The 15,308-nt window shown below is 62.8% G+C and carries 14 protein-coding genes; 5 read left to right on the forward strand and 9 right to left on the reverse strand.

Annotated elements, in window-relative coordinates; all coding sequences use genetic code 11:
• Nucleotides 1-34 precede the first annotated feature (34 nt).
• The 3 genes from BLT00_RS08025 to BLT00_RS08035 all read right to left on the reverse strand — a co-directional run bounded on the left by BLT00_RS08025 (nucleotide 35) and on the right by BLT00_RS08035 (nucleotide 2,239).
• The gene (locus BLT00_RS08025) at nucleotides 35-244 is read right to left on the reverse strand and encodes a type III secretion system major pilin HrpA (RefSeq protein WP_003177441.1); all 210 of its coding nucleotides are present in this window, start codon (nucleotides 242-244) and stop codon (nucleotides 35-37) included.
• A gap of 93 nt (nucleotides 245-337) precedes the next feature.
• Nucleotides 338-1,261, reverse strand: coding sequence for a sigma 54-interacting transcriptional regulator (locus BLT00_RS08030; RefSeq protein ID WP_063323931.1), 924 nt, complete (start codon nucleotides 1,259-1,261; stop codon nucleotides 338-340).
• A gap of 402 nt (nucleotides 1,262-1,663) precedes the next feature.
• Entirely contained in the window at nucleotides 1,664-2,239 is a 576-nt protein-coding gene (locus BLT00_RS08035) for a DUF6436 domain-containing protein (protein WP_092150006.1), read from the reverse strand.
• Nucleotides 2,240-2,347: 108 nt separating this feature from the next.
• Here BLT00_RS08035 and BLT00_RS08040 point away from each other — a divergent pair, with 108 nt between their 5' ends.
• Nucleotides 2,348-3,295 (forward strand): phospholipase BipL, encoded by a 948-nt coding sequence (locus BLT00_RS08040; RefSeq protein ID WP_092150009.1) that lies wholly within the window; start codon nucleotides 2,348-2,350, stop codon nucleotides 3,293-3,295.
• Between the two features lie 94 nt (nucleotides 3,296-3,389).
• On the opposite strand, the gene BLT00_RS08045 is transcribed toward BLT00_RS08040, so the two are convergent.
• A complete protein-coding gene (locus tag BLT00_RS08045; protein WP_063323934.1) occupies nucleotides 3,390-4,133 on the reverse strand; it encodes a DUF2059 domain-containing protein in 744 nt (247 codons plus the stop codon).
• A gap of 141 nt (nucleotides 4,134-4,274) precedes the next feature.
• Here BLT00_RS08045 and BLT00_RS08050 point away from each other — a divergent pair, with 141 nt between their 5' ends.
• Together BLT00_RS08050 and BLT00_RS08055 are read left to right on the forward strand one after the other, a co-directional pair.
• Nucleotides 4,275-4,907 (forward strand): 2OG-Fe(II) oxygenase, encoded by a 633-nt coding sequence (locus tag BLT00_RS08050; RefSeq protein WP_072349205.1) that lies wholly within the window; start codon nucleotides 4,275-4,277, stop codon nucleotides 4,905-4,907.
• A 2-nt stretch (nucleotides 4,908-4,909) separates the two neighbouring features.
• Nucleotides 4,910-5,401, forward strand: coding sequence for a 2-thiouracil desulfurase family protein (locus BLT00_RS08055; RefSeq protein ID WP_092150012.1), 492 nt, complete (start codon nucleotides 4,910-4,912; stop codon nucleotides 5,399-5,401).
• A gap of 171 nt (nucleotides 5,402-5,572) precedes the next feature.
• Here the strand turns inward: BLT00_RS08055 and BLT00_RS08060 are convergent, their stop codons facing one another.
• Nucleotides 5,573-6,946 carry a GTPase/DUF3482 domain-containing protein gene (locus BLT00_RS08060; protein ID WP_092150015.1) on the reverse strand — a complete coding sequence of 458 codons (1,374 nt, stop codon included), beginning with the start codon at nucleotides 6,944-6,946 and terminating at the stop codon, nucleotides 5,573-5,575.
• Nucleotides 6,939-8,306 carry a DUF2868 domain-containing protein gene (locus tag BLT00_RS08065; protein ID WP_092150018.1) on the reverse strand — a complete coding sequence of 456 codons (1,368 nt, stop codon included), beginning with the start codon at nucleotides 8,304-8,306 and terminating at the stop codon, nucleotides 6,939-6,941. Before BLT00_RS08065 ends, BLT00_RS08060 begins: the two co-directional genes overlap by 8 nt.
• Nucleotides 8,307-8,392: 86 nt before the next feature.
• Here BLT00_RS08065 and BLT00_RS08070 point away from each other — a divergent pair, with 86 nt between their 5' ends.
• Nucleotides 8,393-8,905 carry a dihydrofolate reductase gene (locus tag BLT00_RS08070; RefSeq protein WP_092150021.1) on the forward strand — a complete coding sequence of 171 codons (513 nt, stop codon included), beginning with the start codon at nucleotides 8,393-8,395 and terminating at the stop codon, nucleotides 8,903-8,905.
• 60 nt (nucleotides 8,906-8,965) lie between these two features.
• Here BLT00_RS08070 and BLT00_RS08075 read toward each other — a convergent pair whose 3' ends face one another.
• On the reverse strand, nucleotides 8,966-10,357 hold the full coding sequence (locus BLT00_RS08075) for an L-cystine transporter (protein ID WP_092150024.1): 1,392 nt from the start codon (nucleotides 10,355-10,357) through the stop codon (nucleotides 8,966-8,968).
• A 242-nt stretch (nucleotides 10,358-10,599) separates the two neighbouring features.
• On the opposite strand from BLT00_RS08075, the gene BLT00_RS08080 reads away from it, so the two are divergent.
• Entirely contained in the window at nucleotides 10,600-11,655 is a 1,056-nt protein-coding gene (locus tag BLT00_RS08080; protein WP_092150027.1) for an HAD family hydrolase, read from the forward strand.
• A 248-nt stretch (nucleotides 11,656-11,903) separates the two neighbouring features.
• Here the strand turns inward: BLT00_RS08080 and ilvD are convergent, their stop codons facing one another.
• Both ilvD and BLT00_RS08090 read right to left on the reverse strand, forming a co-directional pair.
• Nucleotides 11,904-13,745, reverse strand: coding sequence for a dihydroxy-acid dehydratase (gene ilvD, locus BLT00_RS08085; protein ID WP_092150030.1), 1,842 nt, complete (start codon nucleotides 13,743-13,745; stop codon nucleotides 11,904-11,906).
• A gap of 258 nt (nucleotides 13,746-14,003) precedes the next feature.
• Nucleotides 14,004-15,209 (reverse strand): MFS transporter, encoded by a 1,206-nt coding sequence (locus tag BLT00_RS08090; RefSeq protein WP_092150033.1) that lies wholly within the window; start codon nucleotides 15,207-15,209, stop codon nucleotides 14,004-14,006.
• Between the last annotated feature and the right edge of the window lie 99 nt (nucleotides 15,210-15,308).

A 15,308-nucleotide genomic window follows, 5' to 3' on the forward strand; every position in this document is an offset into this window, starting at 1 on the left:
GTTACCCCGCCGGAGCGGGGCTGAAGCGGGAGGGTCAGAATCGTATGTTTTTCGAGGCTTCCCCCATGGCGGTGATGGCTTTGGTTGCGGTGTCCATCGACCCTGCCGCGATTGCGTTCATGGTGTCAGCGACCAGTTTCTTCTGGTCGAATTCGGATTTCATGGTTGTCATCGCAGCCGAGGTCGCGTCCATCTGCTGCATGGCAGCCGTGGAAGCCGCGAGAGAAAGTCCACCAAAACTCATAGTCGTATCTCCGGGTTGTGGAATGGCGAGACGATCGTGAGCGTCTCGCTGGTTAAGTGGCGACCGTTGCGTAAACGGTTCCACCAATCTCACTCAACTCGTCGATATTTGCAGGCACTTCATCCGGTAATAAAGCGTGCGCCGGGCGATACCCAGTTCGGCGATGACCTTGTCGATGCAATGATGGTGGCGGCGCATGCAGTCCTCGATGAGGATTTTTTCGAACTGCTGCAGGTGTTCTTTCAACTTGAGTGTCGAGCTGCTGTGTTCCAGTTGCTCGGCGCGGGGCAGTGCCGGCAAGCCGAGTACGTACCGCTTGGCGGCGGACTGCAGCTCGCGGATGTTGCCAGGCCAGGCGTAACCGAGCAGTTGGCGCAACAGCGCTGGCGACGGCGCGACGTAGGGCCGGTCAAGTGCCTGGGCTTCCCGGCGCACCAGCGACTGGAACAGCGGCACGATGCGCTCCTTGCGGCTGCGCAGTGGCGGCAGCTTGAGGCTGATGATGTTCAGGCGAAAATAAAGGTCCCTGCGAAACTCGCCACGTTCGACCATTTCTCCCAGCGGGCACTGGGCGGAGGCGATCACTCGCATGTTCACCGGGATGTTCTGGGTCGAGCCCAGGCGCTGGACCGTCCTGGACTCCAGGACTCGCAGCAGCTTGGCTTGCAGGCCCAACGGCATGCTGTCGATTTCGTCCAGGTACAGCGTGCCGTTATGTGCGGCTTCGACGAACCCCGCGCGATTTTGGCTGGCCCCGGTGAATGCGCCGGTGTTGGCCCCGAAGAGCTGGCTCTCGGCGAGGGTTTCGGGAATGGCGGCGCAGTTGATGGCCACGAACTTGCCGGAGCAGCCGGACATGCGATGGATCTTTTCTGCCAGCGTGTCTTTACCGGTACCCGTCTCGCCGCGCAGCAACACATCGATCATGAGCGGAGCGACGCATTGGACGAACGCCTCGAGGTTGAGGGCATCTTCTTTATAGGGATTGGAAAGTGCAGCGCATAGCAGCTTTTGCATCACTGACGATTCCATTTCTTGTTTGGTTAGAAGGGTCGACAAGTTGAACGATGAAAAGGCGTGTGAAACTTCCTCGAGTTGGCGCCGCCGCGCGACTGCACAGTAATAAACATTTTGCTGGTCACGAGGTTTAGAGAAGAGATTAAAAAAAAGTTCATGCCGGCACGGCCGCTGTTAATCGATTCAGCTAAACGGTCAACCGGGCTGAAATGCCCTGAACAACCCGTCTGGCATGGGGCACAGGCCGAAAATGAGCGGTGATGGCGTCGTTTCGAGAAATTGGATCCGACAAACGGTTCAGCCCAGGCCCTTACTTTGAGCAAGAGCTCTAGAAGCGAGCACTAGTCTCAACTTTGTCGCCGCCCAAGAGGGGTAGGTGTAATACGCGTTGTAGTTAATTCGTCAGTTTGAAACCGCCCATGGGCAATAACAGCCCACCGCCAACGTGTGTGTCGCACTAACTTCCCGGCCGACACTCAACGCCTCGAGAATCGGCTCGATGAAGCTGTTGTTCGAGTTGCAGGTCAGGCCTTCGCTGTAGGGGCCGAAGTACGCCAGTTTGCCGCTGCGATCCCAGATCGCTACGGCCGGGCTTGCAGGAATCTGGCTTGAACCGGGGAGCGCCGGGAGGGTTTTCAAGTGGCTCAACGTGGCCGGCAGCTGACCTTGGCTGCCGGCTTTTTGTACCGCATAAAACTCGACGCCTTGCGGTACATATTTATCGACCAACTCGGCAAGGTGTTGCTGGTTGCCGACGTTGCACGGGCACGCCGGGTCCCAGAAATGCACCAGGCGTATTGCGCCGGGGCCGGCCAGATCGGCAGGCAGGCGCAGCGGGTCGCCGGAAAACACCGCGGTGTGTTGGCTGAAAGCGCGCAGGAAACGGCCTTGGAACCAGTCGTAGGCTATCCACAATACGACGGCGCATCCGAGGGCGAGCAGGCTGGCGAGCAAGGCTGTGCGGTGGGACGGGCGCATGGAGTCGATCCTCTGAAGCCGCGTAGCTTGCCATGCCTGCCGCGACAGATGAATATCGCAGGCCTACAAAGTCTGTTTCGCGCGATGCGCCTATGCCTGGAAATCTTGATGCCTGCCACTTTCGCCCCCGATCTCCTGCGTGCCAGCCTGAAGCCGCTGGCCCAGTGGCAAGCCCTGTCCGAGCAAGCCCAGGCCTACCAGCGGTTCTATGGCCTGGACTTTCCCCAACGCAGCGTGCGCAAGGGATTGGGGCGTTTCGAGGTGGGTGGGTATGAGCTGGTCAGCCAGGTCTGGTGGCCGGAAAAAGCCGTGGCGACCTTGTTTGTGTTCCACGGTTATTACGATCACATGGGGCTGTATCGCCACTTGATCGAGTGGGCTCTGGAGCAGAAGTTCGCGGTGATCGCTTGTGATCTGCCGGGCCACGGCCTGTCCAGTGGCGAGCGCGCCAGCATCGAGGATTTTGCCGAGTACCAGGCCACCCTGCAGGGCCTGTTGGCCGAGGCCGGGACACTCGACCTGCCGCAACCCTGGCACCTGTGCGGGCAAAGCACCGGCGGGGCCATTGTCGTCGATCACGTGCTCAACCAGGGCGCACAGAGCCCGGCCCAGGGCCAGGTCATCCTGCTGTCACCCCTGGTGCGGCCGCGGGCCTGGGGCTGGTCGCGCCTGAGTTATTACCTGCTCAAACCCTTCGTAAGGGGGATTGCCCGACGTTTCAGCGAGAACTCCACCGACCCGGACTTCCTGCCGTTCCTGCAAGCCGACCCGCTGCAACCACTACGCCTGCCCACCGCCTGGGTGGGCGCGTTGGGGCAATGGATCAAGCGTATCGAAGCCGCCCCGAGCAGCCCGCGCCAGCCATTGATCGTGCAGGGACAGGCGGACATGACGGTGGATTGGGTGCACAACCTGCAAGTGCTACGCAGCAAGTTCGATCGGCCGCAGGTGTTGATGTTGCCCGAGGGACGCCATCACTTGGCGAATGAGGCGCTGGCTTTGCGGCAGGAGATGTTTGGGTTTTTGACGAAGCGGATGAGCCGGGTTCGGCGGTGACCGGGCTATTGCTATCGCGAGCAGGCTCGCTCCCACAGAGTGTTGAGCTGCGAGATCCAATGTGGGCGAGCTTGCTCGCGATGGCGGCGCTGAACTACTGCCCGAGATTCTGCCCCACCGCCAACCCCGCCCGAATCGCCGCCAGGGCCGCTTGATAATAAGCCTGGCCCTCGGTCGATTCGGCGAAGGTGGCGAACTCTTCCAGCTCGGTATCCGTCAGGTCACGGTAGACGTACAGCAGCGTGTTGTTCAGGTCCGCGCCGATCTGTTCCATTAACCGCTGGCGCTGGCTGTCGAGCATGCCCTGGGCCTGGCCGCCGCCCAGCAGCCCCGGGATCATCGAACTCAGGCTGTCGGCCGCCACGCCGGCGATCGCCAGGCTGACTTCGGCGCCGGCCTCGCGGGCGGGCAGGGCCTGGGCCAGGTGGCCGATGATCAACAAGCGGTTGTCGCTGGCTGGCATCTTCGGCAGGCCCTTGGCGTTTTTCGCCAATTGATCACGCCGGGTCGCCAGCAACTCGGCCGCCACGACCTTGCGGCCCAGAGGCGACTGGAAAAAGCTCAGGGCCGGGCTGGGGTCACGCAAATTCTTGCGCATTTGCGCCTCGGCCCGCTGGTCCATGGCCTGGGGGGCGAAACGTTGATTGCTGTTGTTCACCAGGGCCTGGAACACCGCCGGCGGCAGGCTGCTCTGATAGCGCTGCTGGGCGGCGCTCAAGGCGTCATTGAAATGCGCCCGCTGTTCCGGCCAACCGGCGACCTTGTACAACTGGTCGTAGCTGTCTGCCCAGGCGGGCAAAACGCAGAACATCAACAGTGAGAAAAGCAAACGGCGCATAGGGACTCCTGTCAGCAGCCGACTATTCTCCGTGGGGTGTGGGGTCTTGTCGAGAATTCGTATCAAGTTCGTACGACGGTGCTATCTGGCGGCAAAAAACCTGCCGAGCGTCGCTGTTGGTTTTACAGGCACAGGCATACTATGCGCGCCATGCAAATACCTTCTGATCACCCGCTGCTGTTACGTATCGTCGACGACCTGGCCGAGCGCGGCTGGTCGCAGCAGGACCTCTTCCTGCCGGAGGCGCTGACCCGCGCCCTGGCGGCCGAATGCCGCCAGCGTGCCGCCGAGGGCGAACTGGCCCCGGCAGCGGTCGGGCGCGGGCCGTTCTCGGAGATCCGCGAAGGGATCCGGGGTGATCACATTCAGTGGATCGAACCCGGCCAGGCGCAAGCCTGCGACCATTACCTGGCGCTGATGGACAGCCTGCGCGAGGCGATGAATCGCGGGTTGTTCCTGGGGCTGGAAGACTTCGAAAGCCACTTTGCCCTCTATCCGCCTGGCGCGTTCTACCTCAAGCACGTCGACCGCTTCCGCGATGACGACCGACGCACAGTGTCGGCGGTGCTTTACCTCAATGACGACTGGTTGCCGGAACACGGCGGCCAGTTGCGCATGTACCTGGACGAAAGCCTGGAACAGGACGTGGTGCCCATCGGCGGTTGCCTGGTGGTGTTCCTGTCGGGGGATATTCCCCATGAAGTACTGCCGGCCACGCGTGATCGCCTGTCCTTGACCGGTTGGTTCCGCCGTCGCGGCAACGAGTTGTTCTGAAGATGGAAAAGATCCTGGTCAGTCGCTGCCTGCTCGGGCATCGCGTGCGCTACGACGGCGGCGCCAGTGGGCCGTTCGATCAATTGCAGCAATGGCTCGACGAAGGCCGGATCGTGGCGCTGTGCCCGGAAGTCGCCGGCGGTTTGCCTACGCCCCGGGCGGCGGCGGAGATTCCCGGCGGACAGGGTGGGCAAGTGCTCGACGGCCAGGCACTGGTCATCACCACTGACGGCGAAAATGTGAGTGCGCAGTTTTTGTCCGGTGCGCATCAAGCGCTGGCGTTGGTGCGCGAACACGGCATTCGGATCGCCGTGCTCAAGGCCAATAGCCCATCGTGCGGCAACCTGTTGACCTATGACGGAACGTTCAGCGGTGCGAAGGTCAGCGGCGAAGGCGTGACGGCGGCGTTGCTCAAGCGCCATGGCGTGCAAGTGTTCAGTGAGCTGGAATTGCCTGAAGCGGCGGCGGCCCTCAAGGCCTTGATCGACGACTGATGGATTGCTTTTGTGGCGAGGGAGCTTGCTCCCGCTGGGCTGCAAAGCAGCCCTAAAACCTGACACCTCGGTGCATCAGATCAATCACATTTTGGGGCTGCTGCGCAACCCAGCGGGAGCAAGCTCCCTCGCCACAGGGTTTTGTGTACTTGGCACAAGGTTTTGTGTCGTTCAGAGCTGCTCAGCCAACTGCTCAATCAGCTCCTGGCGTTCTGCCTGGCTCAATCGCGGTTGAGGGTTCAGCGACGACCACTGCGGATGCGCCCGCGCCTTGTTCAAGGCGTCGGGCAGCTTGCCCTCGCGCCAGGTCTTGTCCTGGGGCGTGGCGATGCGGATGCTGTCCATCGCCGCATGGCCGCGCTGGTCGAGGGCTTGCAGCAGTTGGCGTTGGCGCAGGGCCAACAGGCGCAGCACGCTGTCGTCCACGGTCAATTCCCGTTGCCCCTTGAGCTTGCCCATCAGCCGGTTGCCATAGCTACGGGCGGTTTGCAGGGTGCCGCCGACAATGGCCCCGGCCAGGGCGGCGGCGCCAAGGGTCAGGCCGCCCACCAGCAAATCGACGCCGGCCCCGGCCGCTGCGCCCGCCGCGATCCCGCCACCGACGCGTACGCCCAGTTGCTTGAGGGTCTCGGGGTTGAACAGGTCATCGCCCCAGCGCCCGTCGAGCAGCGGCAGATCGCTGGCAGCGGCGTCCTGGGGACGAAAAGCGTAAAGCTTGAGCAGGGCCTCGACGCAGCGCTGCTCGCGCTGACGCACCGCTTTGCGCAGTTCACTGATGGCCTCGCGTTCCAGTTCGGCGTCGCTGGCGACGCTGCGTCGGCAGGCGGCGCAGTCGATCAGCAGTTCGGCGATCAAGCGCGCCGCGCTCTGCTGGCGGGCCAGGCGTTGGGCCTGTTGATCGGCGACCAGGCGTTCCAGTTGCCCACGGGCGCTTTCCAGCAACAGCGCGAGGCTCTCATACAGGCGTCGCTCGCCGTCTTCGGGCGGAGCCACACTGTCAAAACGCACCAGGGCGTGCAGCCCCAAGCGCGCCAGCGCTTCGCGCCAGTCGGGCTCGCGATGGTGGGCGCTGCTGACGAAATTCAACACCGGCAGCAGCGGCTTGCCACAACTGGCGAGGACTTCCAATTCATCGCGGTACTTGGCCAGCACCGGCTCCCGGGCGTCGATCACATAAAGCCCGGCGTCGCTGGCGAGCAGTTGTCGCAGCACTTTGGCTTCTTGTTCGAAGCGTTGCCGCGCCTCGCTGCCCTCGAGAAAGCGGGCCAGGCGCGCCGGGCCGTCGAGGCGTTCGCCAGGACGCTCCAGGCGCTCGAGGTAATCGAGCAGGGCGATGGCGTCTTCCAGGCCCGGCGTGTCGTACAGTTCCAGCAGCGCTTCGCCGTCCACCGACAGGCGCGCACCTTCGACATGGCGGGTGGTGCTCGGGCGATGGGACACTTCGCCGAAGCCGACGTCGCGGGTCAAGGTGCGCAGCAGCGAGGTCTTGCCCACGTTGGTGTGGCCGACCACCGCCAGCTTCAGCGGCTTCATGGGTTCAGTCATGGCCGGTCTCCAGCCAGTTCAAGGGCATGCAGTCGGCGAAGGGCAACTGCAACTGTTGCAGTGCGGTGTGCCAGTCGCCCAGGCGCTCGGCGTCCAGCGCTTCGCCAGGCGGCGCCTGCAACAACCAGACGCGGGTGGCGCCGGCACTGCGGGCTAGCTCGGCGATCAGCGCCAGGCTGCCGCGGTCCGGCGAACGGCGTGGGTCGCAGGCAATTGCCAGGCGCGCCGGCGCAAAGCGCGACAATTGTTCGAGAAGTTTGTGGCGCGACTCGCGGCTGTCGAGAATGCCGGCGCTTTTCACGGTTTCGGGCAGCTTGGGCGGCCAGGGCCGATCGTCCAACTCGATTGCCACCAGCAGCGCGCCGTCGCTGTTTATTGCACTGACAGCATTTTCGATGGGATGCAATTGCGCGGGGGCGGCGTCGTTGACGCCCAGTCGCTCGCTGCTGGGCATCAGCCGTTCACGCAATTGGGCGTAGCCCGGCAGGTTCAGGTCCAGGCGCAGCGTGGCGCGACCGCGCCGCCAGCGCCACAGGCACAACAGTGCCAGGCACAAGCGCGGCAGCAGGCCATAGACCAGCAGCACACCGACCAGCCAGGCAGCCCAGGCCTGGCGCGCACTTTCGATGTTCAGGGCGGCATCGCCACTGGCGCGGATCATTTCCACCGTCGGCACGCTGAAGCCCAGCAGGGCGGGCAGCGCACCGAGGGCCTGGGTCATGGCGACGAAGGTCTCGCCGCCGAGGAGGGTGGTTTCCCAGACGAAGCCGTAGCGCCGGGTCGCCATCAACATCAGTACGATGACCAGCGCGCTGAGCATCGCCAGCAGCCACAGGCCATTGACCAACACGCCGAGGGCCCAGCGATTGAGCTTGTGCCGTTGCAGCAACAGCAGCAGGGCCGGCGCCAGTTGGGCGGCCTTGGCATCGCGGGCGAGTTTTTCGCTGAGCCACAACCACAGGCGTCCCAGCGTGGCACCTTGCTCGCCAGCGAATACCAGGCCCAGGGCCCAGCTGATGAGCAGGATCAGGTTCAGCCCCAACAGGCTGCCCAAGGCCCAGAACACATTGACCGGTGCCTGCCCGTCGCCGAGTGCGGCAAACCCCAGGCCGGCGCCGCTGATGATGGCGATCAGCGCCAATGCGATCAGCGCCAGGCGCGCCCCTTGCAACCAATGGCGCAGGGCCTCGGTAAGGCCATCGCGCTCGGCCAGCCAGCGGGCGCGGTGGTGGATGCGAGTGGCTAAGTCGCCGCCGGCCGCACGGGCCAGGCGATTGGCTTCCTGGTCCTCGAGCGGGCCGGCGTGTTCTTCACGCAGGCGTATCGTCTCGGTCAACCAGAGGTTCTGCAGTACTGTCACGAGGGTTTCCGTTGCTCGAATGAGGGTTGAGCATAACCGCTGTGAAGCCTGTCGGGGTACGCCGAGCCTCTGGTATCCTCGCCGCCATGAACAAAACTCTCCCCCTAAGCCTGATCGCAGCCCTCGGTGAAAACCGTGTGATCGGCGTCGACAACAGCATGCCCTGGCACCTGCCGGGGGATTTCAAATACTTCAAGGCCACCACCCTGGGCAAGCCGATCATCATGGGACGCAAGACCTGGGATTCCCTCGGTCGACCGCTGCCGGGACGCCTGAACATCGTGGTCAGCCGTCAGCCGGGCCTGGTGCTGGAAGGCGCGGAGGTTTTTTCCACGCTGGAGGCGGCGGTGGCGCGGGCCGAGGCGTGGGCAATGGAACAGGGCGTCGATGAGCTGATGTTGATTGGCGGCGCGCAACTGTACGCCCAGGCGCTGGCGCAGGCGGATCGGCTGTACCTGACCCGCGTGGCCTTGAGCCCGGAGGGGGATGCGTGGTTTCCGGAATTCGATTCGAGCCAGTGGACGTTGGTCTCGAACCAGCCGAACCCGGCTGAAGGGGACAAGCCGGCCTACAGCTTCGAGGTGTGGGAGAAACGTTGAGACAAGCGTAGATCGTTCCCACGCAGCGTGGGAACGATCAATCGATCAGGTGCCACCCCATCAAGCGTGTACCAACTCCCCATGCGCCTCGGCATCGAGCAACGCCTTGTCAGTCTGCTGCATCACCTGGCTGGTAATCGCCCCGGCGGTGATCGAGCCGCTGACGTTCAACGCCGTACGGCCCATGTCGATCAGCGGTTCGACGGAAATCAGCAACGCCACTAGCGCGACCGGCAACCCCATGGCCGGCAGCACGATCAGCGCGGCGAACGTCGCGCCGCCACCGACCCCGGCCACACCGGCCGAACTCAACGTCACAATCGCCACCAGCGTCGCGATCCACAACGGATCCAGCGGGTTGATGCCCACAGTCGGCGCGACCATCACCGCCAGCATGGCCGGATAAAGGCCGGCACAACCGTTCTGGCCGATGGTGGCGCCGAACGAGGCGCTGAAGCTGGCGATCGTCCGTGGAATGCCGAGGCGGCTGGTCTGGGCTTCAATGCTCAACGGGATGGTGGCCGCGCTTGAGCGGCTGGTGAAGGCGAAGGTCAGCACCGGCCAGATCTTGCGGAAAAAGCGCAACGGGTTGATCCCGGCAGCAGACACCAGCAGGCCATGGACCACGAACATCAGGCCCAGCCCCAGGTACGACACCACGACAAAACTGCCGAGCTTGATGATGTCCTGCGGGTTGGAACCGGCCACCACCTTGGTCATCAGCGCCAGCACACCGTACGGCGTCAGCTTCATCACCAGGCGCACCAGGCGCGTCACCCAGCTTTGCAGGGTGTCGATGGCGTTGATCACTTTCTGGCCTTTCTCCACGTCGTCCTTGAGCAACTGCAGCGCCGCGACCCCGAGGAACGCGGCGAAGATCACCACGCTGATGATCGAGGTCGGCTTGGCCCGGGCCAGGTCGGCAAAGGGGTTTTGCGGAATGAACGAAAGCAGCAATTGCGGGACATTCAGGTCGGCGACCTTGCCGGCGTAGTCGCTCTGGATCACTTGCAGGCGCGCCAGTTCCTGGGGGCCGGCCACCAGGCCTTCGGCGGTCAGGCCGAACAGGTTGGTCAGGCCAATACCGATCAGCGCGGCGATGGCGGTGGTCAGCAGCAGCGCGCCGATGGTCAGGAAGCTGATCTTGCCCAGGGACGAGGCGTTATGCAGGCGGGCCACGGCGCTGAGGATCGAGGCGAAGACCAGCGGGATAACGATCATTTGCAGCAACTGCACGTAGCCGTTGCCCACCAGGTCGAACCAGCCGATCGAGGCCTTGAGCACCGGGTTGCCGGCGCCATAAATCGTGTGCAGGGCGAGACCGAACGCCACGCCCAGTACCAGTGCCAGCAGCACTTTCCTGGCCAGGCTCCAGGTGCGGTGACGGGTTTGTGCCAGGCCGAACAGCAAGGCGAGGAACACCAGAAGATTGAGGGTCAGCGGCAGATTCATCAAAAAGACTCCGACAAGGCGTGCCAGTCGCCCGAAGCCGCGACTGTGAGCCGGGAAGCCTAACAGCCTGATAACTAATGAATTAATACTAAAAACGCATGTAGATTGTCGTTTATGGAATAAGGCAGCGACGTTTACGGATATGTCGCTGGCGCAATCAAGACGCAGGCGGTCGCGGGTAGGCGAGGACTGTCACAAGCATTTGTTAGCGTCGAGTTCTTTTGAACCCGGGAGAAATGCCGATGAAACTCGCACCTCGTTTTCTCGCTGTCGCCTTGAGCCTTGGTCTCGCCGGCCAGGCATTGGCCACCGATCTCAAACACTGGCCGGCGGAACAAGCCAAGGCTCTGGAGACGATGATCGCGGCCAACGCCAACAAGGGTAACTACGCGGTGTTCGACATGGACAACACCAGTTACCGCTACGATCTGGAAGAGTCGTTGCTGCCGTTCATGGAGAACAAGGGCCTCATCACCCGGGAAAGCCTGGACCCATCCTTGAAGCTGATGCCGTTCAAGGACACCGCCGATCACAAGGAAAGCCTGTTCAGCTATTACTACCGCCTGTGCGAAGTGGATGACATGGTCTGCTACCCATGGGTGGCCCAGGTGTTCTCCGGCTTCACCCTCAAGGAACTCAAGGGCTATGTCGACGAGCTGATGGCGTCCGGTAAACCGGTGCCGACCACCTATTACGATGGCGACAAGGTGGTCCAGTACAACGTCAACCCGCCGAAAGTCTTCACCGGCCAGGCCGAGCTGTACAACAAGCTGATGGAAAACGGCATCGAGGTCTATGTCATGACCGCCGCTTCCGAAGAGTTGGTGCGCATGGTCGCCTCCGATCCGAAGTACGGCTACAACCTCAAGCCGCAGAACGTCATCGGCGTGACCACGCTGCTCAAGGACCGCAAGACTGGCGAGCTGACCACCGCGCGCAAGCAGATCACCGCCGGCAAATATGATGAGAAGGCCAACCTCGGCCTGGAGTACACGCCTTACCTGTGGACCCCGGCGACCTGGATGGCCGGCAAGCACGCGGCGATCCTGACGTACATCGACGAATGGAAAAAACCGGTGCTGGTCGCTGGCGACACGCCGAGCAGTGACGGCTACATGTTGTTCCACGATGTGGACGTAGCCAAGGGCGGCATCCACCTGTGGGTCAACCGCAAGGACAAATACATGACCCAGATTAACGGCATGATGGCCAAGCACGCTGCCGCCCAGGCCAAGGAAGGACTGCCGGTGACAGCGGACAAGAACTGGGTGATCGTCAAGCCGGAAGATATCCAGTAACACGGCATCAAAGAGGCAAGGTATTGCCTTTGTGGCGAGGGAGCTTGCTCCCGCTGGGCTGCGTAGCAGCCCCAAAACCTCCAAATGCGGAGCATCAGACACACCGCACCTGCCGGTTTACGACTGCTTCGCAGCCGAGCGGGAGCAAGCTCCCTCGCCACGGGGAATCATGTGGTTCCAGAGTCCGAACAGGCGCCCAAAAAAAGCCCCGCACTTGGCGGGGCATTTTTTATTGCGACTAACGACGCTTACAGGCCGTCAAGCATCGCCTTGTTACGCACCGCGCCCTTGTCGGCGCTGGTGGCGAGCAGGGCGTAAGCCTTGAGGGCCGTGGTGACTTTGCGTGGACGCACTTCCACCGGTTTCCAGCCTTTGTTGTCCTGTTCGACGCGACGCCCGGCCAGCTCCTCGTCGCTGATCAACAGGTTGATCGAGCGGTTCGGAATGTCGATCAGGACCTTGTCGCCGTCCCGCACCAGACCGATGGCGCCGCCCGCCGCAGCCTCCGGCGAAGCGTGGCCGATGGACAGGCCCGAGGTGCCGCCGGAGAACCGGCCATCGGTCAGCAAGGCGCAGGCTTTGCCCAGGCCCTTGGACTTCAGGTAGGAGGTTGGGTAGAGCATTTCCTGCATGCCCGGGCCGCCTTTCGGACCTTCGTAGCGAATGATCACGATGTCACCGGCCTTCACTTCGTCAGCGAGGATGCCGCGCACCGCGCTGTCCTGGCTTTCGAAAATCTTCGCGTTGCCTTCGAACACATGGATCGACTCGTCGACGCCGGCGGTTTTCACCACGCAGCCGTCCAGGGCGATGTTGCCGTAGAGCACGGCCAGGCCGCCTTCCTTGGAATACGCGTGCTCGACGCTGCGGATGCAGCCGTTTTCACGGTCGTCGTCCAGGGTCTCCCAACGGGTCGACTGGCTGAACGCGGTTTGCGTCGGAATGCCCGCCGGGCCGGCCTTGAAGAAGTGGTGAACGGCCTCGTCGGTGGTCTGGGTGATGTCCCACTTGGCGATGGCCTCGGCCATGCTCTTGCTGTGCACGGTCGGCAGGTCGGTGTGCAACAGGCCACCACGGGCCAGGGAACCGAGGATGCTGAAGATCCCGCCGGCGCGGTGCACATCTTCCATGTGGTACTTCTGGATGTTCGGCGCGACCTTGCACAGTTGCGGCACGTGACGGGACAGGCGGTCGATGTCGCGCAGGTCGAAATCGATCTCGGCTTCCTGGGCAGCGGCCAGCAAGTGCAGGATGGTGTTGGTGGAACCGCCCATGGCGATGTCCAGGGTCATGGCGTTTTCGAACGCCTTGAAGTTGGCGATGTTGCGCGGCAACACCGACTCGTCGTTCTCACCGTAGTAGCGCTTGCACAGCTCGACGATGGTGCGGCCGGCCTGCAGGAACAGCTGTTCGCGGTCGCTGTGGGTGGCCAGGGTGGAGCCGTTACCTGGCAAGGCCAGGCCCAAGGCTTCGGTGAGGCAGTTCATCGAGTTGGCGGTGAACATGCCGGAGCACGAACCGCAGGTCGGGCAGGCGCTGCGCTCGTACTCGGCAACCTTCTCGTCGGAGGCGCTGGAGTCGGCGGCGATCACCATGGCGTCGACCAGGTCGAGGCCGTGGCTGGCAAGCTTGGTCTTGCCCGCTTCCATCGGGCCGCCGGAGACGAAGATCACCGGGATGTTCAGGCGCAGGGCGGCCATGAGCATGCCCGGGGTGATCTTGTCGCAGTTGGAAATGCACACGATGGCGTCGGCGCAGTGGGCATTGACCATGTATTCGACGGAGTCGGCGATGATCTCGCGGCTGGGCAGCGAATAGAGCATGCCGTCATGGCCCATGGCGATGCCGTCGTCCACGGCGATGGTATTGAATTCCTTGGCAACGCCGCCCACGCGTTCGATTTCCCGGGCGACCAACTGACCCAGGTCCTTGAGATGCACGTGACCCGGTACGAACTGGGTGAAGGAGTTGGCAATGGCGATGATCGGCTTCTTGAAGTCGTCATCCTTCATCCCCGTGGCGCGCCACAAGGCACGGGCGCCGGCCATGTTGCGGCCATGGGTGGATGTTTTCGAGCGGTAATCAGGCATGGAGCACTCCGGGCGGCTAATCAGATATCAAAGGGGAAGTGAGCTTCTGTTGACGTTCTGGAACACCGGGGATTGGCCGAGTGTCCGGAAGTGGCCGATGACTTTGCAGGATCGCTGCGCGCCTCAGCATGAGCTCATAAACCCGCCGGGGATGAATGGCGATGAATGTCGCGATTCTACACCGCTGGCGCCAGGATGAAATGACGCAAAGCGCTGATCGGGCGCCAATGTCGCGCTTGAGATGACGACTGGCAACGCTCAGCCGGCCAACAGCGCCCTGTGACGGTGCCGGGCCAGGCTATTGAGCCCCAGCCCCAGGGCGCTGAGCAGCATCAGGCACAGGGCCAGCGTCATCTGCCTGTCCAGCGGGGTGAGGCTGATCGCAGCACTGGTCAGGCCGCCGACGATGAAGATCAGCACGCTGCCGGCCGAGGCGGACGTACCGGCTTGCTCCGGGAATCTGTTCATTGCCAGGGTATGGGCCGCCGCCCGGGCAATGGTCGTTCCGGCGGTGCACACGATCATGGGCAGCAGCAGGGTGGTGACCGACAAGCCCAATTGGCTGGAGAGCCCAAGCATCAGGATCCCCGCCGCCAGGATCAGGCCAAGGCCTGTGATGATTTGCGTCTGGGGGGCGATTCGATTGCTCAGCACGGTCGCCACCGCTCCGCCGCCGATATAAGCCAGTCCGTAGCCCAGCAGTGCCCACGAAAAGGCCTCGGGCGAGAGTTGTAACTGATCGATGAGCAGCAGCGGCGAAATGACGATAAACGAAAAGTGGCAGGAAAAGGCCAGTGCCGATGTCAACCAATAGGTCATGAAGCTGAAGTCGCCACAGACCTTTCGATAAGACGCAATGAAGTCCAGGCGCTGGCGTGGGCGACCCGCGGGGGAAGGTTTGAGTAACAGGCTGGCGCCCACAAACACGCCGATCGCCAGGGCCACGAACACCAGGAAGCTGCCTCGCCAGCCCATCCAGCTTTGTAGCCCGGTGCCGGCCAGGGGCGAAACGGAAATGAAAATGCCGCCGCAGGTGACCAGGAATATACGCAGTCGCTGCTGCTCCCCGCCTGTGAACAAGTCCTGTATCAACGCCTGGGACAGCACGAAACAACCGCAGCCCAAGGCCTGGACGACGCGGAAGAACAGAAAGGACCAGTAGCCATCGGTGAGCACGCAACCTGTTGCCCCAACCGCTGAAACGCTGATCCCGATCAGCAGCAGGTTCTTTCGCCCCATGACGTCGGAGAGTGGGCCAACCAGCAGTTGCGAAAGGGCGATGCCCACCGCGAACAGGCTGACAGACAGGGCAATGTCCGACGATGGACGTTCGAACTGCTCGGACAGGGCGGGGAACGAAGGCAGCACGACGTCGATTGGAAAGACCCCGAGCAGTGTCAGGGTCAGCAATAGGCCGACGGTGGCGGGTTTGTGGGTGGCCAGGTGGTTTTGCGGATCAGTCATCGAACAGTTCCAGGACGTACCTGAGGGTCGCTTTCAATCCTAATGCGTCATGCCAGCCAGGCGAGGGGGAGATTGAGTAGGAAGGTTCTGGTAATGACG

Origin of the sequence: Pseudomonas sp. NFACC51 (genome assembly GCF_900103575.1) — a bacterium.
Lineage (GTDB): Bacteria > Pseudomonadota > Gammaproteobacteria > Pseudomonadales > Pseudomonadaceae > Aquipseudomonas > Aquipseudomonas fluorescens_Q.

Bases quoted from the DNA above. Each gene is read 5' to 3' on its own strand.
- BLT00_RS08035 (WP_092150006.1), bottom strand. From the start codon at position 2,239: ATGCGCCCGTCCCACCGCACAGCCTTGCTCGCCAGCCTGCTCGCCCTC.
- BLT00_RS08090 (WP_092150033.1), bottom strand. From the start codon at position 15,209: ATGACTGATCCGCAAAACCACCTGGCCACCCACAAACCCGCCACCGTC.
- BLT00_RS08055 (WP_092150012.1), top strand. From the start codon at position 4,910: ATGGAAAAGATCCTGGTCAGTCGCTGCCTGCTCGGGCATCGCGTGCGC.
- BLT00_RS08060 (WP_092150015.1), bottom strand. From the start codon at position 6,946: ATGACTGAACCCATGAAGCCGCTGAAGCTGGCGGTGGTCGGCCACACC.
- BLT00_RS08030 (WP_063323931.1), bottom strand. From the start codon at position 1,261: ATGCAAAAGCTGCTATGCGCTGCACTTTCCAATCCCTATAAAGAAGAT.
- BLT00_RS08045 (WP_063323934.1), bottom strand. From the start codon at position 4,133: ATGCGCCGTTTGCTTTTCTCACTGTTGATGTTCTGCGTTTTGCCCGCC.
- BLT00_RS08040 (WP_092150009.1), top strand. From the start codon at position 2,348: ATGCCTGCCACTTTCGCCCCCGATCTCCTGCGTGCCAGCCTGAAGCCG.
- BLT00_RS08070 (WP_092150021.1), top strand. From the start codon at position 8,393: ATGAACAAAACTCTCCCCCTAAGCCTGATCGCAGCCCTCGGTGAAAAC.
- BLT00_RS08050 (WP_072349205.1), top strand. From the start codon at position 4,275: ATGCGCGCCATGCAAATACCTTCTGATCACCCGCTGCTGTTACGTATC.
- BLT00_RS08075 (WP_092150024.1), bottom strand. From the start codon at position 10,357: ATGAATCTGCCGCTGACCCTCAATCTTCTGGTGTTCCTCGCCTTGCTG.
- ilvD (WP_092150030.1), bottom strand. From the start codon at position 13,745: ATGCCTGATTACCGCTCGAAAACATCCACCCATGGCCGCAACATGGCC.
- BLT00_RS08080 (WP_092150027.1), top strand. From the start codon at position 10,600: ATGAAACTCGCACCTCGTTTTCTCGCTGTCGCCTTGAGCCTTGGTCTC.
- BLT00_RS08025 (WP_003177441.1), bottom strand. From the start codon at position 244: ATGAGTTTTGGTGGACTTTCTCTCGCGGCTTCCACGGCTGCCATGCAG.